The sequence below is a fragment of the Christiangramia lutea genome (assembly GCF_022489035.1).
GTDB lineage: Bacteria > Bacteroidota > Bacteroidia > Flavobacteriales > Flavobacteriaceae > Christiangramia > Christiangramia lutea.
Map to the genome: position 1 here is coordinate 1,036,912 of NZ_JAKVTV010000001.1, position 19,940 is coordinate 1,056,851.

The following is a 19,940-nucleotide window of genomic DNA, read 5'->3' on the forward strand; positions in this document are numbered from 1 at the left end:
AATGAAGAAAATACTATTTAGTATACTATTAATTAGCACTGGCCTTATTCAGGCTCAGAACAATACCTCATACTGGCAGCAACATGTAGACTACACTATGGAAGTAGACATGAATGTTGACAATTTTAAATATTCCGGAACCCAGGAACTTGTTTACACCAACAATTCCCCTGATACCTTGAACAGGGTTTTTTACCACCTTTTCTTCAATGCTTTTCAACCGGATAGCGAAATGAACGCAAGATTGGAAAGCGTTCCAGATCCAGATAGCAGAATGACCATGAACAAGGGTACTAAGGAAAACCCTGAGATTGTTAGCAGGATCACTGGTCTTTCAGAAGATCAAATTGGTTATTTAAGAGTTAATTCCCTAACCCAGAATGGAGAGGAATTAGATTATGAGGAAGTAGGTACTGTTCTCGAAGTAGAGCTTGCACAGCCAATCTTACCTGGAGAAAAGACTACTTTCAATATGAATTTTGAAGGCCAGGTTCCAGAACAGATCAGGAGATCTGGTAGAAACAGTTCAGAAGGCGTAGCGCTTTCAATGAGCCAGTGGTACCCTAAATTAGCTGAATATGATTTCCAGGGATGGCATGCAGATTCTTACATTGCTCGTGAATTTCATGGAGTTTGGGGAGATTTTGATGTAAAGATCACCATCGATAAAGATTATACCGTTGGAAGTACAGGATACCTTCAAAATCCACAGGAAATTGGGCATGGTTACGAAAAAGAAGGTACCAAGGTTAAAACCAAAGGAGACAAGTTAACCTGGCATTTTGTAGCTCCTAAAGTGCATGATTTTACCTGGGCAGCAGATCCAGAATACATTCATGATACTTTAGTTGCTGAAGACGGAACTGTTTTACATTTCCTTTATAAGGACAATGATGAAATAAAAGAGAACTGGGAAAAACTTCAACCAAAAACAGCAGAGCTTTTGGCATATTTCAATGAGCATATCGGGCCTTATCCATGGGATCAGTACTCTGTAGTTCAAGGTGGTGACGGTGGTATGGAATATGCCATGTTAACGCTTATTACCGGTGAACGTTCTTTCGGAAGTCTTGTTGGAGTAACTGCTCACGAAATGGCTCATGCCTGGTTCCAGCATCTATTAGCGACAAATGAAAGCATTCATGAATGGATGGATGAAGGATTTACTTCCTACATTTCTTCTGAGGCTGAAAATGTAGTACTTGGAAAGAATGCTGAAAATCCTCATACAGGATCTTATAGAGGCTATCAATATCTTGCCAGTTCCGGAAAGGAACAACCACAAACTACGCATGCCGATAGATATGCAATGAATGCACTTTATGGTGCAGCAGCTTACTCGAAAGGCGCAGTATTTCTTGCTCAATTAGGATATGTGATTGGAGAGGAAAATTTAGCCAAAACACTGAATAGATATTATGATGAGTGGAAATTCAAGCATCCAACCCCAAATGACTTCATCAGGATTGCTGAAAAAGTTTCCGGTGCAGAATTAGACTGGTATCTTCAGGACTGGACCAGAACTACAAATACCATCGATTACGCGATCACTTCAGTTGAAAGTGATTCAGAAGAAGACGTAACTAACGTGAAACTGCAAAGGAATGGTCTTATGCCTATGCCATTGGATATCCACGTAAGCTATGGAGACGGTTCAGAGGAGACTTTCTATATTCCTCTTCAAATGATGAGATGGGAAAAACCTGCAAAAGAAGGAGAAAAAAGGTCTGTTGAAAACGACTGGGCCTGGGGATCACCTTCATACGAGTTTCAAATACCTGTAGCTAAAAATAAAATTAGCAGTATAGAAATTGACAGTTCACAATTAATGGCAGATTTAGATCGCTCGAATAACAAATGGGAAGGATCTGAAGCTGAAAATACTTCAGAAAATTAATTTCTGCCGAATAATAATTCTAAAACCCTTTCTTAACCGAGAGGGTTTTTTTATACCAGGCCAGGTCTTTATACAAGTGGGTCTTAGAGCGCCTGTCCCTGCTTGATACCTTAATAAAATCCGGACCTAATTCCCTGCTACGATATCCCAGGAGATGAAAGATGGGCTTTGCCATAAATCTCGCTATTTTCAAGTCTATAATAAGGGCAGATTTTGCCGAATTTTGCCATTTTACTCCCGGTAATAAAGTAAGAAAACTATCAGCGTTCATATTCCTGAACAAGGCAGATAAATTCAAAAAGAAAGGTTTAATTTTCCGGATAAGATAATAACCGTCCTCACCCTTTTTCTGGTAAAGTGGCATGAATAAAGTTGCCGTTTTTGAAAGATAGATATCTCGTTCATCACTTGTGGCTAATAATGTACCTTTTTCAACTTTTTCAAAGCTCGAAAAGCCGGGTTTCATTTTAAAATGCTCCTCTCTTTTGATGTTATAACGAAATATGATCTCGTAGATCTTTTCATTTGACCTGGTTGCTTTTTTAAGAAACTTATATTCCTTCTCAATATCAATATGATCAACTATTCCGGAAAAATTTAAGGCTAATTTTATAAAAGATTCAGCATTGGTAATTGCTTCTTTGGAGGTATGCTGGCCAGATTCGAAACCTAAAGAAACATAACCCAGTTCATTTATATAACTAAGCAATGGACCTTCCAGGAATTCTTCTATTCCCAGGATCACCGGAACCTTAAAAAGCTTTGAGAATCTCCTGTTAATGATACTATCATTGATCGTTATAAAAGGAAGGCTTTTACTTGAAGTTGTATGAAGATCTATAAAATAGAGCGCAGTCTTATGCTTATCAATTATCTTGTGTAGAATAGCATCCAATTCCAGTTGTTCCAAATCTTCAGCATATACTTTCCTTTCAAAAGACCTTTTAGACATTCGGGCTGAAGTCCACATCCTGTTAAGATCATAATCAAGAAACCTTTTGTTTTTAGATAAAGCATTTAGATTCCCAGAAATAGCGTAGATACTTCCATTGAAATTCTCAGGATCCAGCTCGCTTAAAACTCTCTCCAGGGCTATTATTCCCGCAGGTTCATTACCATGAATACCTCCAAAAAAGATCATTACAGGTCCAGGGTTTTCTCCAGTTAGAACTTTCAGAAATCTAGTGTTCCCAATTTCGATTCCAATATCTTCTCTATAGAAATCAGGCATCATAAGTCAATGTCATTCTTAGTAAGTATAGCTATAAGCCGGTTTTTGTCAACTACAGGCAAACAGCCTATTTCATGTTTCTTCATTAATTCAATAGCATCTTGCAGGGGTTGTTCCTGAGTAGTAATAATAAGATCCCGCTTCATAATATCCCTAACACACATATGCTGCGATCTATCATTTCCAGCAAATTCCTCAACATCCTTCCAGCTCAAAAGACCAATGATCATCTTATTTGAATCTATTACCGGCATATGGTGAATGTTTTTCCAGAGCATCATATTAATCACCAGTTCCAGGCTATCATCTGGATCTACTGAATAAATATTGGTGTTCATATTATGCTTAACGATGCGTTGAATTTGAAAACTGGTGCTTAGGTCAGGTTCCAAAATTTCCCATTCATGAACCGGAATATCCTGAATTTGATTCTGATAAATATGAGAAGTTAAAACCTGTAAAGCTTCCAATGGTTTTTTCCTTTTCTGAAGATTCCTGTAACTTTTTACTGTCCAATCAGCTCCGGTACAGGTTTGTATTCTCTTTTCAATTATTCCCAGGTAATAATTGATGTCTTTCTCAGAAATATGGCAATTTTCAAGACCTTTTCGGGAAATGGGTAAAAGCTTCTTCAATAGAAGGTCTTTTGCGCTTATCTGTTCTTTATTCCAGGTAAAAATCGAATCCAGCCCGTTTCGTCCTGCCTTATAAAAATTAGATCTCACATTCCTGAAATCTTCCTTTTCATGGATATTTTTTAATTCTTCGGGCTGTCCCTTCATCAATCCTACCCAAAAGGCCGTGTTAGCCACTTCATCAACTACACTTGGCCCGGCGGGAATATACCTGCATTCTATTCGAACATGGGCAATATTCTTTGCTACACCATAGCAAACCCGGTTCCACCGGTAAACCGTTCCATTATGTAAATTCAAGGCTTTTAGATCTGGGATTATTCCTTCGGAGATCTTGCTCATGCTGTCATATTCAAAATCTGAGGTGAGCAGGCTTCGATATCTTGAAATATTATCCTTGAAAATATCTGAAATACCTCTGGTTTCCCAACGAGATCCAAAACTTACCCTGGCTTGTTTTTCATTCAAAACGAAAGAATTTGCCCTTGTATCGGTACTTTGATTGAAAAGAGCGATACGGGTTTCGGCCCATAATTCCTTTCCGAATAGAATAGGGGAATTTACACAAGCGCTTAATACCGGTCCCGCGATCGCCTGGGCCCAGTTATATTTTTCAATAAATTCATCTGGATCTATTTGAAGATGCATTTGAAAACTTGTATTGCAAGCCTCCAACATTACCGAATCGTGCAAAAGGTTTAATTCGTCTACCCCTTTAATATGAATCCAGAAATCCTGTTTTCGTGATTTTTTGATCGCTTCATTCAGGGCAAAATATCTCCTTATTGGCGTCATATATTCTTCGGAAATATGCCGGTGCCTGAGTGTTGGTAAAATTCCGCTAAGTACGATCCTGGAATCATGTTGTTCAGCGATTTCCGAGGCTTTAGCCAGATAGAGATTGATATTCTTATGCAGTCTGGAAAAACAATCGGAATCAAGTTCCAGGGGATCCAGATTAAGCTCCAGGTTATATTTACCTATTTCAGTAGTAAAGTGATTATCCTCCAGATCCTTTAAAATTCCCAGAGAAGTGTTCACCGGTAAAAAAGAATGATTAACCAGGCAAAACTCCTGTTCTGCTCCAATCCTGATGGGAGCCTTTTCAATTAGATCGTTCTTAATTAAATGATCCAGAGCCTCAAGATCCTTGATTAACTGGTGAATATACTTTGCCCTGTCTTTTTTTCGGCTTAAGACCGATACTTCCAGAAATCCCATAAGCCTTATTTTAGACTCCAAGTAACTGAATATCAAAAAATAAAAATATGATTACCATCATATTTGAATTATTTTAATTCGTTTAGGAATTGCTACTTTTACAGCATATTCAGCGATATGAACCAGAAGTTTGGAAAGAAAGACCGGTTAAAAAGCAAGAAGATCATAGACAGGTTGTTTATTGAAGGTAAAAGTGTAAAATCATACCCTTTAAAACTGGTCTATGTTCCCGAGGATAATTCAGATGAAACCGGACTGAATACAGCGGTTTCGGTACCCAAAAAACTAGTGAAGACCGCGGTGCAGCGTAATAGAATTAAGCGGCTTATGCGGGAAGTTTTCAGAAAAAATAAGTATCTTGTTATTAATCAATTAACTTCTTCCTACGCGTTCATGTTCATCTATATTTCTCGTGATGAAATTTCATATGAGCAACTCGAAAAGAGCATGATCAAGGTGTTGGAAAAATTCAATGATCAACATAAGGCTGCAGAAAAAGTTCAATAGGTTTTCTGGTCTATGATAGTTTATCTGAAAATCGGGCGCTCTGCTATTATAATTTTAAGTGATGAAAAAGAAAATCAGTAAAATAATTCTTCTTCCTGTAGTTCTAATCGGGATTTTTATAGGTACCGTAAGTTTTAAGTCAGACTTCTTCGAAATAGCGAAGCAGATAGAGATCTTCACCACACTTTTCAAGGAGATCAATATGAACTATGTGGATGAAACAAATCCTGCCGCATTAATGGATACTGCTATAAAATCCATGCTCACAGACCTTGATCCGTATACCAATTACTGGAATGAACAGGATGTGGAAGCTGCCAGGATCAATAGCGCCGGGGAATATACAGGTATTGGAGCACTCGTTAAAGCTGAGGAGAAGGTTATAACAGTAATTGAAGCCTACAAGGATTATCCTGCCGATAAAGCCGGTTTAAAAGCCGGAGACGAAATAATTAAGATTGGAAATATCAATGTAGCAGATTTTAAAGAAGATGCCGGAGAACTGCTAAATGGAGCTCCTAATACTGAGATTAATATCATTTACCGGCGCCAGGGCGAAATTAAAACGACTTCTTTAAAGAGAGGATCGGTAGAACTTAGCGCCGTGCCTTTCTATAAATTATTGGATGATAATTCAGGATATATCGTCCTTTCAAGGTTCAATGCCAAAGCATCTACTGAAGTTGGTAGAGCTTTAAAAGACCTTAAAAATCAGGGAGCAGATAAGGTGATCCTTGATCTTAGAGGTAATCCTGGTGGTTTGCTGAATGAAGCCATTAACGTGAGTAATATATTTATAGACCAGGGTGAACTAATAGTGACCACTAAATCTGAAATAGAAAAATATAACCGGGAATATTTTACCAAAAACGAACCTATAGATACTAAAATTCCACTGGTAATTCTGGTTGACGGAAGAAGTGCTTCAGCCAGCGAGATCGTGGCAGGAGCCATTCAGGATCTGGATAGGGGAGTGATCGTAGGAGCCAGAAGCTTTGGAAAAGGACTGGTACAAAGGCCACGGGAGCTTGCCTATGGAACCCAGCTGAAGATCACGATTTCCAGGTATTATACTCCAAGTGGCAGGTGTATACAAGCACTGGATTATAGAAGAAGAACCGAAGACGGGAAGGCGATAAGGACCAAAGTTGAAGATTACAATGAATTCAAAACCAGGAATGGAAGATCTGTTTTCGATGGGGGTGGTATTCTTCCGGATGTGAAAATGGAATCTTCAGAATTCAGCGATATTACTCAGTCGCTATTGATCCAGGATGCCATATTTGATTATGCAACGAAATATTATTATTCCCACGATATTAATGAGCCCGAGAATTTCAGTTTTTCTGATTCAGATTTTAATGACTTCAAAAACTACTTAAAAGCTTCAAATTTTCAATATCAAACCTCTACAGAAAGGGAACTGAATGAAATGATGGAAAAGGCAGAAGAGGAAGAATTGAAGAACAAAATATCTTCTGAAGTCGAAAAAATAAGGTCTCAGATCTCTAGTTTTAAAGACCAGGAATTAGATAGAAAAAGACCGGAGATCGCCAGTTTATTAACCGATGAGATCCTAAAAAGATATTTTTATAAGGAAGGATTATATGAATATTATACTGATAATAATCCTGAGATCAAAAGAGCAAAAACTTTACTTAATGATCCTTCAGAATATTCGAGGATACTAAAATAGATACCTGAATTTGGATAATTTTCTCTTATTCTTTGAAGAAATGCCAACCTGGCAAAAACTGGTATGGCTAATTTTCATTCTTGGAGGTTTCTGGATCCTGGAAGGTTATTATGCCCTGGTCAAATTCAATTATAATAAATGGGAACACGCCAAAACAAATTTATTGTTATTGGGTTTTGTATTATTAATAAATCTCTTATTCGGAATCCTTACAGCAGGAGTTTTTATCTGGATGAATAAATCTAATTTCGGCTTATTACATCTTATAGACCTACCAATATGGGCTGAACTTATTTTATCAATAATGATCCTGGATCTTGTTGCACAGTATTTTGTGCATTATTTATTGCATAAGGTAAAATGGATGTGGAGGCTTCACATAGTTCATCATTCAGATCTGCAAGTAGATACTACTACAGGTACCAGGCATCATCCCTTTGATTTTATACTGAGAGAATGTTTCGCTCTTATTGCAGTGCTTATAACTGGAATGCCCGTATCGTATTATTTGATCTACAGACTTCTAAGTGTGTTTTTTACTTATTTTACCCATGCCAATATCAAACTACCTTTGAGACTGGATAAGGCATTAAGTTATATTTTTGTAACCCCAAACGTTCATAAGTTCCACCATCATTATAAATTACCATGGACTGATAGTAATTACGGGAATATGCTAAGTATCTGGGACAGGCTCTTCGGAACTTTCGTTTATGAAAAAACAGAAGAAATAAGGTACGGTTTGGATATTCTGGAAGGTAAGGAATCTAACAGGATAGGATATCAACTTAGAATTCCTTTCAACAGGTCTATAATATCAAAGAATTAAATTATTCTTTCACCATGGCAATATGAGGAATGCCATCTTCCAGGTAACCTTCTCCCACCGTTTGGTATCCATGTGACTCATAGAATTTTATAAGATATTGCTGGGCTGAAAGTTTGATATTCGAGGTTTTATAATGGTCTTTTATGGCCATATCTGAAGCTTTCATGATCTCATGTCCATAACCGTATTTCCTTTCAGATTCCTTCACTACAACTCGACCAATAGCTGCTTCTTCAAAATAATATCCGGGAGAAAAACACCTGGTATAAGCAACAATTTGATTGTTTTTAAAACCGATAATGTGAAGGGCATTAGCATCTTTACCGTCAATATCCTGGTAGACGCAATCCTGCTCCACCACGAACACTTCAGATCTTAATTGTAAAATGTCATAAAGTTCAGTGAGCTCTAACTCACTGAACTTTTTTACTACAATGTTCAAATCCATGGGTTATGAACAATATTTTTTAGCAGGAATTTTATCTACTCTCCTTTGGTGTCTTCCACCTTCAAATTTGGTATTAACAAAGGTTTCGGTCATTTCAGCGGCAAGTTCTTCAGAAACAAACCTCGCAGGAATACTTAGAACATTAGCGTCGTTATGTTCCCTGGCCAGTTCCGCGATCTCTTTATTCCAGCAAAGTGCCGATCTAACTCCCTGGTGTTTGTTTGCAGTCATGTTTGCCCCGTTACCACTACCACATATAATGATTCCAAGATCTGCTTTTTTGTTTTCAACATCCTCTGCAACGGGATGTACAAAATCTGGATAATCTACGCTTTCGTTAGAGTTGGTACCATAATTAGTTACCGTATGGCCCATAGACTCCAGCTTCTCCTGTATCTTTTGTTTATAAACAGTACCTGCGTGATCGTTTCCAATAGATATTCTCATAGTTGAATTGTTTGCCGCAAAGTTAAAAAAAGAGGCTGTTAACCACCTTATTTTTGATTGTTAATTACTTTATTGAATCTCTTATTTTTCAGCGTTTTAAAATTGACAGCATATTGTGGAAAACATATGATGATTTACTCAAAAAGAAATTTGATTTTTAAGAAAATTATAATAATACCAGCATAAGATTGAAATAATCAAATTATAACTCATGAATTTTTTATCAAGTTATGAGCAGTTAAAAACACATTGTTGACAATTGTTAACTTCGAAGTTTTCAATAATTGATATTAAAACAATTTTATGAACTTTTGTTAAGTAAATCTTAAAACGCTAAGAATATCAATTACTTAGCAATTAACACCTATGTTGATAAACTGTTATTAAATGCTTACAACTGAAATACCAAATCTTGACTAAAAAAATTGTTCTACAAATTAACACGCCATCATATAACATCATTTAATTTTTTTAAAAAAGAAGAAAAGATAAATATGATATATACTGTTTATAACTAAACGATCCTTAGATGGGAAGATTTGTCATTTAGAGAATCTATTATTTGTTTTGCTTTAGAAATAAATGATGGATGAACCATAAGTCTTATTCCGCCGAAAGCAACTGAGGAAAGAGGTAGAAGACCTATTAGGGTTTCATTCTGGAAGTAATGGCGTATGCCGGCATTCTCGAACTCTAGTTTAATGACTAGATATTCGTGTGGATAGGTGAACGTAGCAAGGCATATATAATCCTTCATGATAAAAAGAAATTAACCTTATTAAAGATAGGCTTTATTCCTTAGAACTGTAAGCTACGGTAGAAGTATAAATCTCTGGTTGCTTTTGGAAAAATTCTGTTTTCTTATTCAGGGATTTGTTGATGCTGGTCACAAAGTAGATAATTCCGAAAATAAATATCAGAAAAAATAGGGCCGAAAACTTGACAGACTTGTTGACTTTCATAATCTTAAATCAAATGTAAGGTCTAGTAGTCGGGGGAATGTTAAAGTAAAATTAAGAAAAAATTAAGAAACAAAAACAAGTTTTTCTAAAAAAAATGTTAAATGCCAATATTTATAAGGTTTTATATATGGTTATTCCCCAGCGACTTAACAAAACTTTAAAGTGAAAATCTCATTGTATAGTTATAATGGCGTAATTTTATCGTATACTAATTGATAATGAAGAAAAAGAAGAAGAATAAACCTAAAATACAAGGTAACCTTTCCAGAAGTATCATCGATATACTTCGAAAAAATTCCGGAAAAACATATAACTACAAACAAATAGCTTCAATACTTGGTGTAAATGATGCCAGCAGTAGGAACCAGATCATAAAAAAACTTGCTCAGCTTGCGGCCAAAAAGCAAATTGAAGAAGTAGATCGGGGTAAATTCAAAATCGAGGGAAGTAAAAATTACTATACCGGCGTTCTGGACTTAACCACTAAAGGCTATGGTTATGTGATGGTTGAAGAATTGGCAGACGATATTTTTATTGCGAATAAGGACCTCAATGCCGCTTTTGATGGAGATACCGTAGAGATCTACGTCTACAATCGACGAAGAAGAAAAAGATCTGAAGGTGAGATAACCAAAATCGTAAAAAGAAAGCGTACCGAATTCGTTGGAACCCTTCAGAAAAAGAAGGATTTTGGATTTGTGGTGGTAGATGATAAATCTATGTATACAGATTTCTTTATTTCCGGAAATAAGCTAAATGATGCTGAAAATGGAGATAAAGTGGTAGTTGAATTTGAAGAATGGCCAGATAAGGCTGATTCTCCTTTCGGTAAAATAATCAGGGTTCTTGGAACTCCTGGTGAACATCACACCGAAATACATTCTATACTAGCCCAATATGGCTTACCACATGATTTTCCGGAAGAAATTGAAGAATTTGCCAATAAGATAGATACTTCCATCAACGAAGAGGAAATAAACAAGAGAAGGGACATGAGAGATGTTCTTACTTTTACGATAGATCCTAAAGATGCGAAGGATTTTGATGATGCCCTTAGTTTTCAGAAACTTGAAAACGGAAATTATGAGGTGGGTATCCATATTGCCGATGTTTCTCATTACCTGCAGCCGGGAACAATATTAGATGACGAGGCCTATGAAAGGGCTACCTCGGTTTATCTTGTAGACCGGGTAGTACCTATGTTACCTGAGATCCTTTCTAATAATGCTTGTTCATTGAGACCGAAAGAAGAAAAATTTACATTTTCTGCAGTTTTTGAGATAGATGACAAAGCCAATGTAAAAGATCAGTGGTTTGGAAGGACGGTAACCTACTCAGATGAAAGATTTGCATATGAGGAAGCGCAACATATTATCGAGACGGGTACGGGAACTATTCCTGAGGATGTTTCTATCCGGAAACATTCATATTCTGTTCGAGGAGCATTAGTTGAAGCCGTTATCACCCTGAACAGGCTGGCTAAGAAAATGCGTGCGGAAAGGATGAGGGATGGAGCCATTTCCTTTGATAAAGTGGAAGTGAAATTTCATTTGAATGAAGAAAATAATCCAACCGGTGTATTTTTTAAGACCGCTAAAGATGCCAATAAATTAATTGAAGAATTCATGCTTCTTGCAAATAGGAAAGTGGCTGAATTTATTGGAAAAAAGAAACCTCAAAAGACATTCGTTTACAGGTGTCATGATGAACCAGATGACGAAAAACTTGCTTCATTACAGAATATTGTGGGTAGGTTTGGTCATAAACTTAACCTGAAAGATAGAAAAACAACTACCTCTTCACTGAACAAATTACTTGAAGATGTACAGGGAAGAAAAGAGCAGAATATGGTGGATACGCTTGCTATACGGTCTATGAGCAAAGCTTATTATGGGACCGAAAATATTGGACATTACGGGCTGGCTTTTGATTACTATACCCATTTTACCTCTCCAATTAGAAGATATCCAGATGTTATGGTGCACAGGTTACTTCAACATTATCTGGATGGAGCAAAATCTGCCGACGAGGAAGAATATGAAAGTAAATGTCACCAGTGCAGTGAAATGGAGAACCTTGCCTCCAATGCAGAAAGGGATTCCATTAAATACATGCAGGTGAAATTTATGCAGGATCATGAAAATGAGGAATTCCTTGGAGTAATTTCAGGGGTTACCGAATGGGGAATTTTCGTCGAGATCGTTGAAAATAAATGTGAAGGAATGATTCGTCTTAGAGATATGAATGACGATCATTATGTGTTCGACCCAGAGGAATTCGCTGTGACGGGTAAAAGAACCGGGCAAACCTATACTCTTGGAGATGAAGTTTATGTAAAGGTTAAAAATGCCGATCTAGTGAAACGACATCTTGATTTCACCTTACTCGGGAATAGGGAAGAAGTAGAGGCTAGCTAATCTAAAAACTAATTCATTTGGCTTTAAGAAGACAATTTTCTGCTAAAAGAACAAAAAGTTTACATTTGTAATACAACTTAACTGTATGCTACAGGACGTTTTAGCAGCATTACCTCTCGGTTTTTTTCTGGCTTTCTTATTTGGGCCTGTTTTTTTTGTATTGCTCGAAACAGCTGCAATTAAAGGATTTAGGGCGGCTTTTGCCCTAGATACAGGGGTGGTGATTGCAGATATTGTCTTTATTGTCATCGCCTACTTTAGTACTACCAAACTCCTGGAAAGATTAAAAGATGACCCCGCATTGTTCATTTTTGGCGGAATGATACTTACTACTTATGGTGTTATGAGTTTCCTTCAAACCAAGAAGAACATGCAAACCGATGAAGAAACTCCGGAAATTAGGAAACTTGGTAAAAGCGATTACTTCAGCCTGTGTGTAAAGGGTTTTCTACTCAATTTTATCAATATTGGTGTTCTTGGCTTCTGGCTTGGAGTAATCATCGTATTTGGCCCTAAATTGGATATGGAGCCAAACAGGATATCGGTTTTTCTAAGTAGTGTACTGGCAACTTACCTGGTTGTTGATGTGGCCAAGATCCTCCTCGCAAAGAAACTTAATCGGAAACTTACGCCAAACCGAATATATGTTATGAAAAAGGCGATCAGTGTCATACTGGTAATTTTTGGTGGAGTACTTATTTTCCAGGGCCTTTTTCCGAATCAGGTAAATGAAATCAAAGATCAGATCGAAGAGATAACTCCCCAGGATTCACTTATCGGTAAACTTGAAAGTTTTTCTGAAGAAGAATCAGAGAAATAAAAAAAGCTTCCTGAAAATTCAGAAAGCTTTTTGAGGCATCGAGCGGATTCGAACCGCTGTACAAGGTTTTGCAGACCTCTGCCTAGCCACTCGGCCACGATGCCTTATACAGGTTGGCAAATGTAATAAAAATTTTAAGTTTCAAAACTAAAATCTAACGGGATTTAGTCCTGCTTACTGTAACCATAGCTACGTTTCCTCCTATTGGCGGGTTGATTTTCGAAACATCCACCTTTGCCTTTTGGACCATAATGAGCTCGTCCATAATACGTTTCAGGATTCTTTCGGCTACATTTTCAAGCAATTTAGAACGTATGGCCATTTCTTCCTTTACGATCTTATTTAAATGAACATAATCTATGGTGTCACTTAGTTTATCGGTTTTTGCAGAATGGGAAAGATCTCCATAAACCTTAAGGTCTACCCGGTAATCACTTCCTATTTTTCCTTCCTCGTCAAGACATCCATGGTAAGAGAATACCTTGATATTCTTTAATTTTATTACTCCCACATTAAATTTTTTACAAAGATAAACGCTCTGGGTTTGATATCAATTATTGAATAAGCTTTTCTCCAATCATGCCTATTAGAAATCCAAGATTAGCACCTAAAGCAGGAACCCAGGTTCGTTTTAATTTTACATTTGGCGCAATATCCTGGAAAATGAGATATAGAATTCCACCACTGGCGAAAACCATTAAAAAGGAGGTAACCTGTGGCAGGTCTCTAAGGAAAAGGTGGCCAAGCAACGCACCTATTATTCCGGCAAAACTTAAAATGAATAAAATAAGCAGACTTTTTTTAACCGAAAATCCTGTTTTAATAAGGTCTCTATAAGAATTAAACGATTCTGGAAGGTTTTGTAATCCTATAAAAAAGGCCAGAAGAATACCTGTTTTTTCACTAGTCGCAAACAGAGCACCCAGGGCAATTGCTTCGGGAACAAAATCTAATAGCATTGCCAGTAATTGTGAAAGTTTACTACCTGATTTTTCCAGTTTTTTATCTATTAAAAAGAATATAATACCACCTGAAGCGAACGCAAGAATTAAAAGGAACAGCGATAAATTTTCCAGGCCATGAGGAACCAGAACAAGGGCTATGGCAGCGATAAGTATTCCTCCCGCAAAAGCAATAATGAAATGAAGGATCTCAGATTTCTTTCTGTTTCCTTTAAATTTTTCTTTGAAATATTTTGAAAGTAGTCCACCAAAGAATACGGTGATACCTGAAAATGCTGAATAAAGAATTATCCTGAATATGTCCTGCATCGCTTATTTGAATTATAAGATGAAGTTATGAATTTTACCGATTCTATTGGTTCTAACTAGTTGTATCGAATATAAATTTGATAAATTTGCCCTTTATTTTAAATCATTTATGGCCGAAGGTAAAAAGTCGCTCAATTTCATTGAGCAAATCATAGAAGAAGATCTGCAAAAAGACTATAAAAAGGAGAATTTGAAGTTCCGTTTTCCACCGGAACCTAATGGGTATTTACACATTGGGCATGCGTCTTCCATCTGCCTGAATTTTGGTTTGGGAGAGAAGTATAATGCTCCTGTGAATCTTAGGTTTGATGATACCAATCCAATCAAGGAAGAACAGGAATATGTAGATGCCATTAAAAGGGATGTAGAATGGTTAGGCTTTAAATGGGAAAAAGAATGTTATGCTTCAGATTATTTTCAGCAGTTATATGACTGGGCTGTGGAAATGATTAAAAATGGAGATGCCTATGTAGATAGCCAGACTTCAGAGGAAATAGCTGAACAAAAAGGAACCCCAACTCAACCTGGAACTGAAAGTCCATACAGAAATAGATCTGTAGAGGAGAACCTGGATCTTTTTGAGAAGATGAAAAATGGTGAAACCCCGGAAAAAGGCCATGTTCTTCGAGCAAAGATTGATATGTCTGCTCCCAATATGCTTATGAGAGATCCTGTAATGTATAGATGCCTTCATAAGAGTCATCACCGCACCGGAAACGACTGGAAGATCTATCCAATGTATGACTGGGCACATGGTGAAAGCGATTTTATCGAGCAAGTTTCACACTCATTCTGTACTCTGGAGTTTTTACCACACAGGGAACTTTATAACTGGTTTATAAGCAAAGTAAGTAAACCAGGAGATTTTGAACCGAAACAGCGTGAATTTGCGCGTAGAAACCTAAGTCATACCATCGTTAGTAAGAGAAAGTTACTTCAGTTGGTAGAAAAGGGAATCGTTGATTCATGGGACGATCCAAGGATGCCTACAATTTCTGGTCTTAGAAGAAGAGGTTATACACCTGGTGCGATCAGAAAATTTGCAGATTCTATTGGTGTTGGAAAGAGAGAAAACTTAATCGATGTTTCTCACCTTGAATTTTGTGCCAGAGAAGATTTGAATAAAGTTGCACCTCGGGTTATGGGAGTGCTGGACCCGGTGAAACTGGTGATCACAAATTATCCTGAAGGAGAAGAGGAGTGGCTTGAAGCTGAAAATAATCCTGAAGATGAATCGGCTGGAAGCAGAAAGATTCCTTTCTCCCGTGAACTTTATATTGAAAGAGAAGATTTCAAAGAAAGCGCTAATAGAAAGTTCTTCAGGCTTACTCTGAATAAGGAAGTACGGTTGAAAAATGCTTATATCATCAAGGGAGAAGATGTGGTTAAGGATGAGGATGGAAATATTACCGAGATCCATTGTACCTACGATCCAAAGAGCAAGAGTGGTAGTGGCACAGAAGAATCTCTAAGGAAGGTTAAAGGAACTTTGCATTGGGTTTCAGTGAAGCATGCCATTGAAGCTGAAATAAGGTTATATGACAGGTTATTCACCGAAGAAGCCCCAGATGCAGTTAAAGACAAGGATTATATTAACTTTATCAACCCTGAATCTCTAAAGACAGTAACCGGATATCTTGAGCCAGGTTTAAAAGATGCAAAACCAGGGGATAAAGTTCAATTTCAACGAATAGGATATTTCTGTGTAGACCGCGATTCTACTCATGAAAAGCCTGTTTTCAACAGAACTGTAACCTTGCGTGATTCCTGGGCTAAGATCAAAAGTTAGATTTATTTCTTATTTTTAAGAATAATTTAGCAAAGGATTTTTAACATATTAACCGGTTGTTAACAACCTATAGCATACGCATCCGTTACCTTTGGTAGTTCAATAATCTAAAATTCAAAAACTTATGGCAAGTACAGGAAATACCCTTTTAGCATTAATTACAGGAGCGGCGATTGGAGCCGGTGTAGGACTACTTTATGCTCCAGATAGTGGAGAAAAAACTCGCAAAAAGCTAAAGAAGGATGCTCAAAAAGCTCAGGATAATCTCAATAAGCGTTATAATGAAACCAGCTCTAATTTAAGTGAAAAAGCTAAAAAAGCTCGGGTAGATTTTGAGGAAAGACTGGAAGAGACATTGTCTTCTGCAAGTCATAAAGCAGATGATATTTTAGCTGCCATGGAAACTAAGCTTGAAGAATTAAGAAAACAAAACGCTAAATTACAGAAAGGAAAATCAAGAAAGTCCACTGGAAATTCTCCAGACAAAGCAGTAGTATAATCTTATATGGCATTTGAAAAAATATCCAACGGTATACACGATTTAAATACTAATGTTCAGGCATTTCTGCATAGTAATTCTGAATATTATAAACTAAAAGCCTTTAAACAGGGAATGCGGGGAGCAACCTCCCTTGTTCGTTTCCTGATCCTGGCTTTTTTATTGAGTACTGCTGGAATAATGATTTCTTTTGCCCTGGCTATTGTAATTAGTGAGGCTATTGGTGTTCCTAGTTCAGGTTATTTTATTGTAGGAGGTTTTTATCTGCTAATTTTTATTCTAATACTGATTTTTGGAAAAGAACCAATTGAAAAACTTATGCTTAGGAAATTTTCTAAAGCTGTTTTCAACGATAATAAATAAAGATGAGAATATATTCTTCATTCGAGGAAATAGACAAGGATCTTAAGATTCTAAAACTGCAAACCGAAATAGACAAAGAAGAGATCAAGTTGAGTATTGATCGAACTAAACAGGGATTTTCCCCAATGTCTTTTATAGGTAGTGCTGTAGGATCTGTGATTCAAAAAGCCTTGATCCTTAAAGCTGTGACGAAAATAACAGGAGTAAAGAAAGTTTTTGCTTCTACCAAGAAGTAAAAAAAAATCTCATTTGATAAAAATTAAGGCCCGCTTTCGGGCTTTTTTTATTGATCTAAATCTTTGTTTTTATTAGATCTTCCAGCCTGTTTTCGGTTCTGTTCCTTCATTGCTTCACCAATCTGATTGGATGCAGTAAACGAAGCTACCATATTATTCAGCATGTCGCTACCAGCCTGCGGGGAGTTAGGAAGTAAGATAAGGTTACTGTTGGTTTCTTCACCAATTGCCTGAAGCGTATCATAATGCTGGGTTACAACGATCAAGGCCGATGCTTCCTGTGAATTAATACCAACATTATTCAAGACATCCACACTTTCTTCAAGACCACGGGCTATTTCTCGACGCTGATCTGCAATCCCCTGACCTTGTAGCCTCTTGCTTTCAGCTTCTGCACGGGCTTTAGCTACGATCTTAATTCTGTCTGCCTCAGCATCATATTCAGCTGCTACCTTTTCTCTTTCTGCCGCGTTAATCCTGTTCATGGCTGCTTTTACCTGTACATCAGGATCTATATCTGTAACAAGTGTTTTTATAATATCATAACCATAAGACTGCATTGCCTCGTTCAATTCGCGATTAACTGCAATGGCTATATCATCCTTGCGTTCAAAAACGTCGTCTAGCTTCATTTTAGGCACTTCTGCGCGCACAACATCAAAAACATATGCTGTTATCTGGTCGTGAGGGCTTTCGAGCTTGTAGAAGGCGTCATATACATTATCCTTTCTTACCTGGAACTGTACTGATATTTTAAGTTTGACGAAAACATTATCCTTGGTCTTGGTTTCCACCAGTACATCAAGTTGCTGAACCTTGAGATTTATTCTTCCGGCAACCTGGTCTATTAGCGGAATTTTTAGCTGTAATCCAGAGCTTCTGATACTCGTGAATCTCCCGAATCTTTCTATGATCGCTGAAGTTTGTTGTTTTACGATAAAGATCCCAGAAAATAATAGGAGAAGAGAAGCTATTATAAGCAACGGAATGAAAACTAAATTAAACATGCTGAAAATATTAAATTAACAATGCTTCAATTTAATAATAAAAGCTTGAAACCTTATAAAATAAAAATCGGCTGATAATTGAATACCAGCCGATTTTTAATAAAATGAAAATATGCTCTAGTTTAGAGTATCTACAGCTTTTTTGATCCTTTTCAGGGTTTCTTCTTTTCCGATAAATTCAGCGATCTTGTAAAGATCTGGTCCCTGTAATGCTCCAACCAGGGCGATTCTAAGTGGCATCATTACCTTGCCAAAACCAATTTCCTTCGACTTGATCCATGATTTTACAGTTTCCTGTAAATTTTCAGCTTGGAAATTCTCCACCTCCTGTAACATTTCATGTAACTCAATCATAAGGTTTCCTGTATCATCTTTCCATGCCTTTTTAGAATCCTTAGGATCGAATGAAGTAGGGGCTACGAAAAAGAAATTTCCCTGTTCCCAGAAATCTTCAGCAAATACTGTCCTTTCCTTAATTAGGGCAACTACATCCTTTATGTATTTTTTATCTGCCTTGATTTCTTTTTGCGTTAGTTGCTTTTCAAATTCATCAGCAAGAAGATCGTCATCTGCTTCCTGCATATAATGTTGCTGAAACCACTTGGTCTTTTCAGGGTCAAATTTTGCTCCTCCTTTGTGAACCCTTTCAAGTTCAAAAACTTTGGTTAATTCATCAAGAGTGAAAAATTCCTGCTCGGTTCCGGGATTCCATCCTAAAAATGCGAGCATATTCACTACTGCTTCCGGAAAATATCCTTCTTCCCGATAACCTGCGGCAATATCACCTGATTTTGGGTCTTTCCATTCCAACGGGAATACTGGGAATCCCATTTTCTCACCATCTCTTTTACTCAATTTTCCTTTTCCCTGAGGTTTTAAAATCAGGGGTAGATGGGCAAATTCCGGAGCATTCCATCCAAAAGCTATGTATAGCATATAATGAAGGGCAAGGGAAGGCAGCCATTCTTCACCTCTTATTACATGTGTAATTTCCATAAGGTGATCATCTACGATGTTTGCCAGGTGATAGGTTGGCATTCCATCACTTTTAAAAAGCACTTTATCATCAAGGATATTGGTATCAATTTCCATTTCCCCTCTTATCACATCTTTTAAATGTAGGGTTTTATCCTGTGGTGATTTAAAGCGGATCACATAATCTTCATCAGCCTCGATTTTATTCTGAACTTCTTCCTGAGATAATGAAAGGGAATTTTTCAACTTTTCACGGTTGTGCCAATTATAGATAAAGGTTTTTCCGTTTTCTTCATGCTCCTTTCTATGGGCATCAAGTTCTTCAGCAGTATCAAAAGCATAATAAGCGTTCCCTGTTTCTATAAGCTTTTCGGCGTAGGCACGATATTTATCTTTGCGTTCACTCTGCCTGTAAGGCCCGAATCCTTTTTCCTTTCCCGGCCCTTCATCAAATGGAATTCCGCACCAGTTAAGGGATTCCACGATATAATCTTCAGCTCCTTCTACATAACGGTTCTGATCTGTATCTTCTATTCTCAATACAAAATCACCGTTATGTTTTTTAGCGAACAAATAATTATAAAGCGCTGTTCTTACTCCGCCAATATGTAATGGTCCCGTTGGGCTGGGAGCAAATCTTACTCTTACTTTTGAAGACATGGTTTTGAATTTTTGGGGACAAAGATACAA

General features: G+C 37.1%; 19 protein-coding genes and 1 tRNA gene. 10 read left to right on the forward strand and 10 right to left on the reverse strand.

The genetic code is table 11. The annotated features are described in order from the left end of the window. Position 1 precedes the first annotated feature (1 nt). Positions 2 to 1,897: a M1 family metallopeptidase gene (locus ML462_RS04705; RefSeq protein ID WP_240712594.1), complete on the forward strand. Its 1,896-nt coding sequence runs from the start codon at positions 2 to 4 to the stop codon at positions 1,895 to 1,897. A 19-nt stretch (positions 1,898 to 1,916) separates the two neighbouring features. On the opposite strand, the gene ML462_RS04710 is transcribed toward ML462_RS04705, so the two are convergent. After that, entirely contained in the window at positions 1,917 to 3,131 is a 1,215-nt protein-coding gene (locus ML462_RS04710; RefSeq protein WP_240712595.1) for a succinylglutamate desuccinylase/aspartoacylase family protein, read from the reverse strand. Beyond that, entirely contained in the window at positions 3,128 to 4,984 is a 1,857-nt protein-coding gene (locus ML462_RS04715) for a glutamate-cysteine ligase family protein (protein WP_240712596.1), read from the reverse strand. The genes ML462_RS04710 and ML462_RS04715 overlap by 4 nt, the downstream gene beginning before the upstream one ends. 117 nt (positions 4,985 to 5,101) lie before the next feature. Between ML462_RS04715 and rnpA the strand changes: the two genes are divergently transcribed. The 3 genes from rnpA (at position 5,102) to ML462_RS04730 (ending at position 8,016) form a co-directional block, all read left to right on the forward strand. Then, the gene (rnpA, locus tag ML462_RS04720) at positions 5,102 to 5,491 is read left to right on the forward strand and encodes a ribonuclease P protein component (RefSeq protein ID WP_240712597.1); all 390 of its coding nucleotides are present in this window, start codon (positions 5,102 to 5,104) and stop codon (positions 5,489 to 5,491) included. A 61-nt stretch (positions 5,492 to 5,552) separates the two neighbouring features. Further along, entirely contained in the window at positions 5,553 to 7,187 is a 1,635-nt protein-coding gene (locus ML462_RS04725) for a S41 family peptidase (RefSeq protein ID WP_240712598.1), read from the forward strand. Positions 7,188 to 7,197: 10 nt separating this feature from the next. Continuing rightward, complete coding sequence (locus ML462_RS04730; protein ID WP_240712599.1) at positions 7,198 to 8,016, forward strand: sterol desaturase family protein; 819 nt, start codon at positions 7,198 to 7,200, stop codon at positions 8,014 to 8,016. Between the two features lies 1 nt (position 8,017). Here the strand turns inward: ML462_RS04730 and ML462_RS04735 are convergent, their stop codons facing one another. From ML462_RS04735 to ML462_RS04745, 3 genes are all read right to left on the reverse strand, one after another. Beyond that, entirely contained in the window at positions 8,018 to 8,464 is a 447-nt protein-coding gene (locus tag ML462_RS04735) for a GNAT family N-acetyltransferase (RefSeq protein ID WP_240712600.1), read from the reverse strand. Between the two features lie 3 nt (positions 8,465 to 8,467). Beyond that, on the reverse strand, positions 8,468 to 8,911 hold the full coding sequence (gene rpiB, locus ML462_RS04740) for a ribose 5-phosphate isomerase B (protein ID WP_240712601.1): 444 nt from the start codon (positions 8,909 to 8,911) through the stop codon (positions 8,468 to 8,470). A 514-nt stretch (positions 8,912 to 9,425) separates the two neighbouring features. Continuing rightward, positions 9,426 to 9,668, reverse strand: coding sequence for a DUF2007 domain-containing protein (locus ML462_RS04745; RefSeq protein ID WP_240712602.1), 243 nt, complete (start codon positions 9,666 to 9,668; stop codon positions 9,426 to 9,428). A 423-nt stretch (positions 9,669 to 10,091) separates the two neighbouring features. On the opposite strand from ML462_RS04745, the gene rnr reads away from it, so the two are divergent. Both rnr and ML462_RS04755 read left to right on the forward strand, forming a co-directional pair. Continuing rightward, positions 10,092 to 12,290 (forward strand): ribonuclease R, encoded by a 2,199-nt coding sequence (gene rnr / locus ML462_RS04750; protein ID WP_240712603.1) that lies wholly within the window; start codon positions 10,092 to 10,094, stop codon positions 12,288 to 12,290. 85 nt (positions 12,291 to 12,375) lie between these two features. After that, positions 12,376 to 13,110: a LysE family translocator gene (locus tag ML462_RS04755; protein ID WP_240712604.1), complete on the forward strand. Its 735-nt coding sequence runs from the start codon at positions 12,376 to 12,378 to the stop codon at positions 13,108 to 13,110. A 33-nt stretch (positions 13,111 to 13,143) separates the two neighbouring features. On the opposite strand, the gene ML462_RS04760 is transcribed toward ML462_RS04755, so the two are convergent. From ML462_RS04760 to ML462_RS04770, 3 genes are all read right to left on the reverse strand, one after another. Beyond that, positions 13,144 to 13,214 (reverse strand) — tRNA-Cys (locus ML462_RS04760). 50 nt (positions 13,215 to 13,264) lie between these two features. Continuing rightward, positions 13,265 to 13,621 (reverse strand): dihydroneopterin aldolase, encoded by a 357-nt coding sequence (gene folB, locus ML462_RS04765; protein WP_240712605.1) that lies wholly within the window; start codon positions 13,619 to 13,621, stop codon positions 13,265 to 13,267. A gap of 43 nt (positions 13,622 to 13,664) precedes the next feature. After that, the gene (locus ML462_RS04770) at positions 13,665 to 14,381 is read right to left on the reverse strand and encodes a ZIP family metal transporter (protein ID WP_240712606.1); all 717 of its coding nucleotides are present in this window, start codon (positions 14,379 to 14,381) and stop codon (positions 13,665 to 13,667) included. Positions 14,382 to 14,490: 109 nt separating this feature from the next. Between ML462_RS04770 and ML462_RS04775 the strand changes: the two genes are divergently transcribed. The 4 genes from ML462_RS04775 (at position 14,491) to ML462_RS04790 (ending at position 17,268) form a co-directional block, all read left to right on the forward strand. Continuing rightward, on the forward strand, positions 14,491 to 16,170 hold the full coding sequence (locus ML462_RS04775; RefSeq protein ID WP_240712607.1) for a glutamine--tRNA ligase/YqeY domain fusion protein: 1,680 nt from the start codon (positions 14,491 to 14,493) through the stop codon (positions 16,168 to 16,170). A 124-nt stretch (positions 16,171 to 16,294) separates the two neighbouring features. Then, positions 16,295 to 16,669, forward strand: coding sequence for a YtxH domain-containing protein (locus ML462_RS04780; protein WP_240712608.1), 375 nt, complete (start codon positions 16,295 to 16,297; stop codon positions 16,667 to 16,669). A 6-nt stretch (positions 16,670 to 16,675) separates the two neighbouring features. Continuing rightward, a complete protein-coding gene (locus ML462_RS04785) occupies positions 16,676 to 17,032 on the forward strand; it encodes a hypothetical protein (protein WP_240712609.1) in 357 nt (118 codons plus the stop codon). A gap of 2 nt (positions 17,033 to 17,034) precedes the next feature. Then, entirely contained in the window at positions 17,035 to 17,268 is a 234-nt protein-coding gene (locus ML462_RS04790) for a DUF6327 family protein (protein WP_240712610.1), read from the forward strand. Between the two features lie 47 nt (positions 17,269 to 17,315). On the opposite strand, the gene ML462_RS04795 is transcribed toward ML462_RS04790, so the two are convergent. Further along, positions 17,316 to 18,275: an SPFH domain-containing protein gene (locus ML462_RS04795; protein ID WP_240712611.1), complete on the reverse strand. Its 960-nt coding sequence runs from the start codon at positions 18,273 to 18,275 to the stop codon at positions 17,316 to 17,318. Positions 18,276 to 18,392: 117 nt separating this feature from the next. Then, positions 18,393 to 19,910, reverse strand: a complete 1,518-nt coding sequence (gene gltX / locus ML462_RS04800; protein WP_240712612.1) for a glutamate--tRNA ligase — start codon at positions 19,908 to 19,910, stop codon at positions 18,393 to 18,395. Positions 19,911 to 19,940 lie beyond the last annotated feature (30 nt).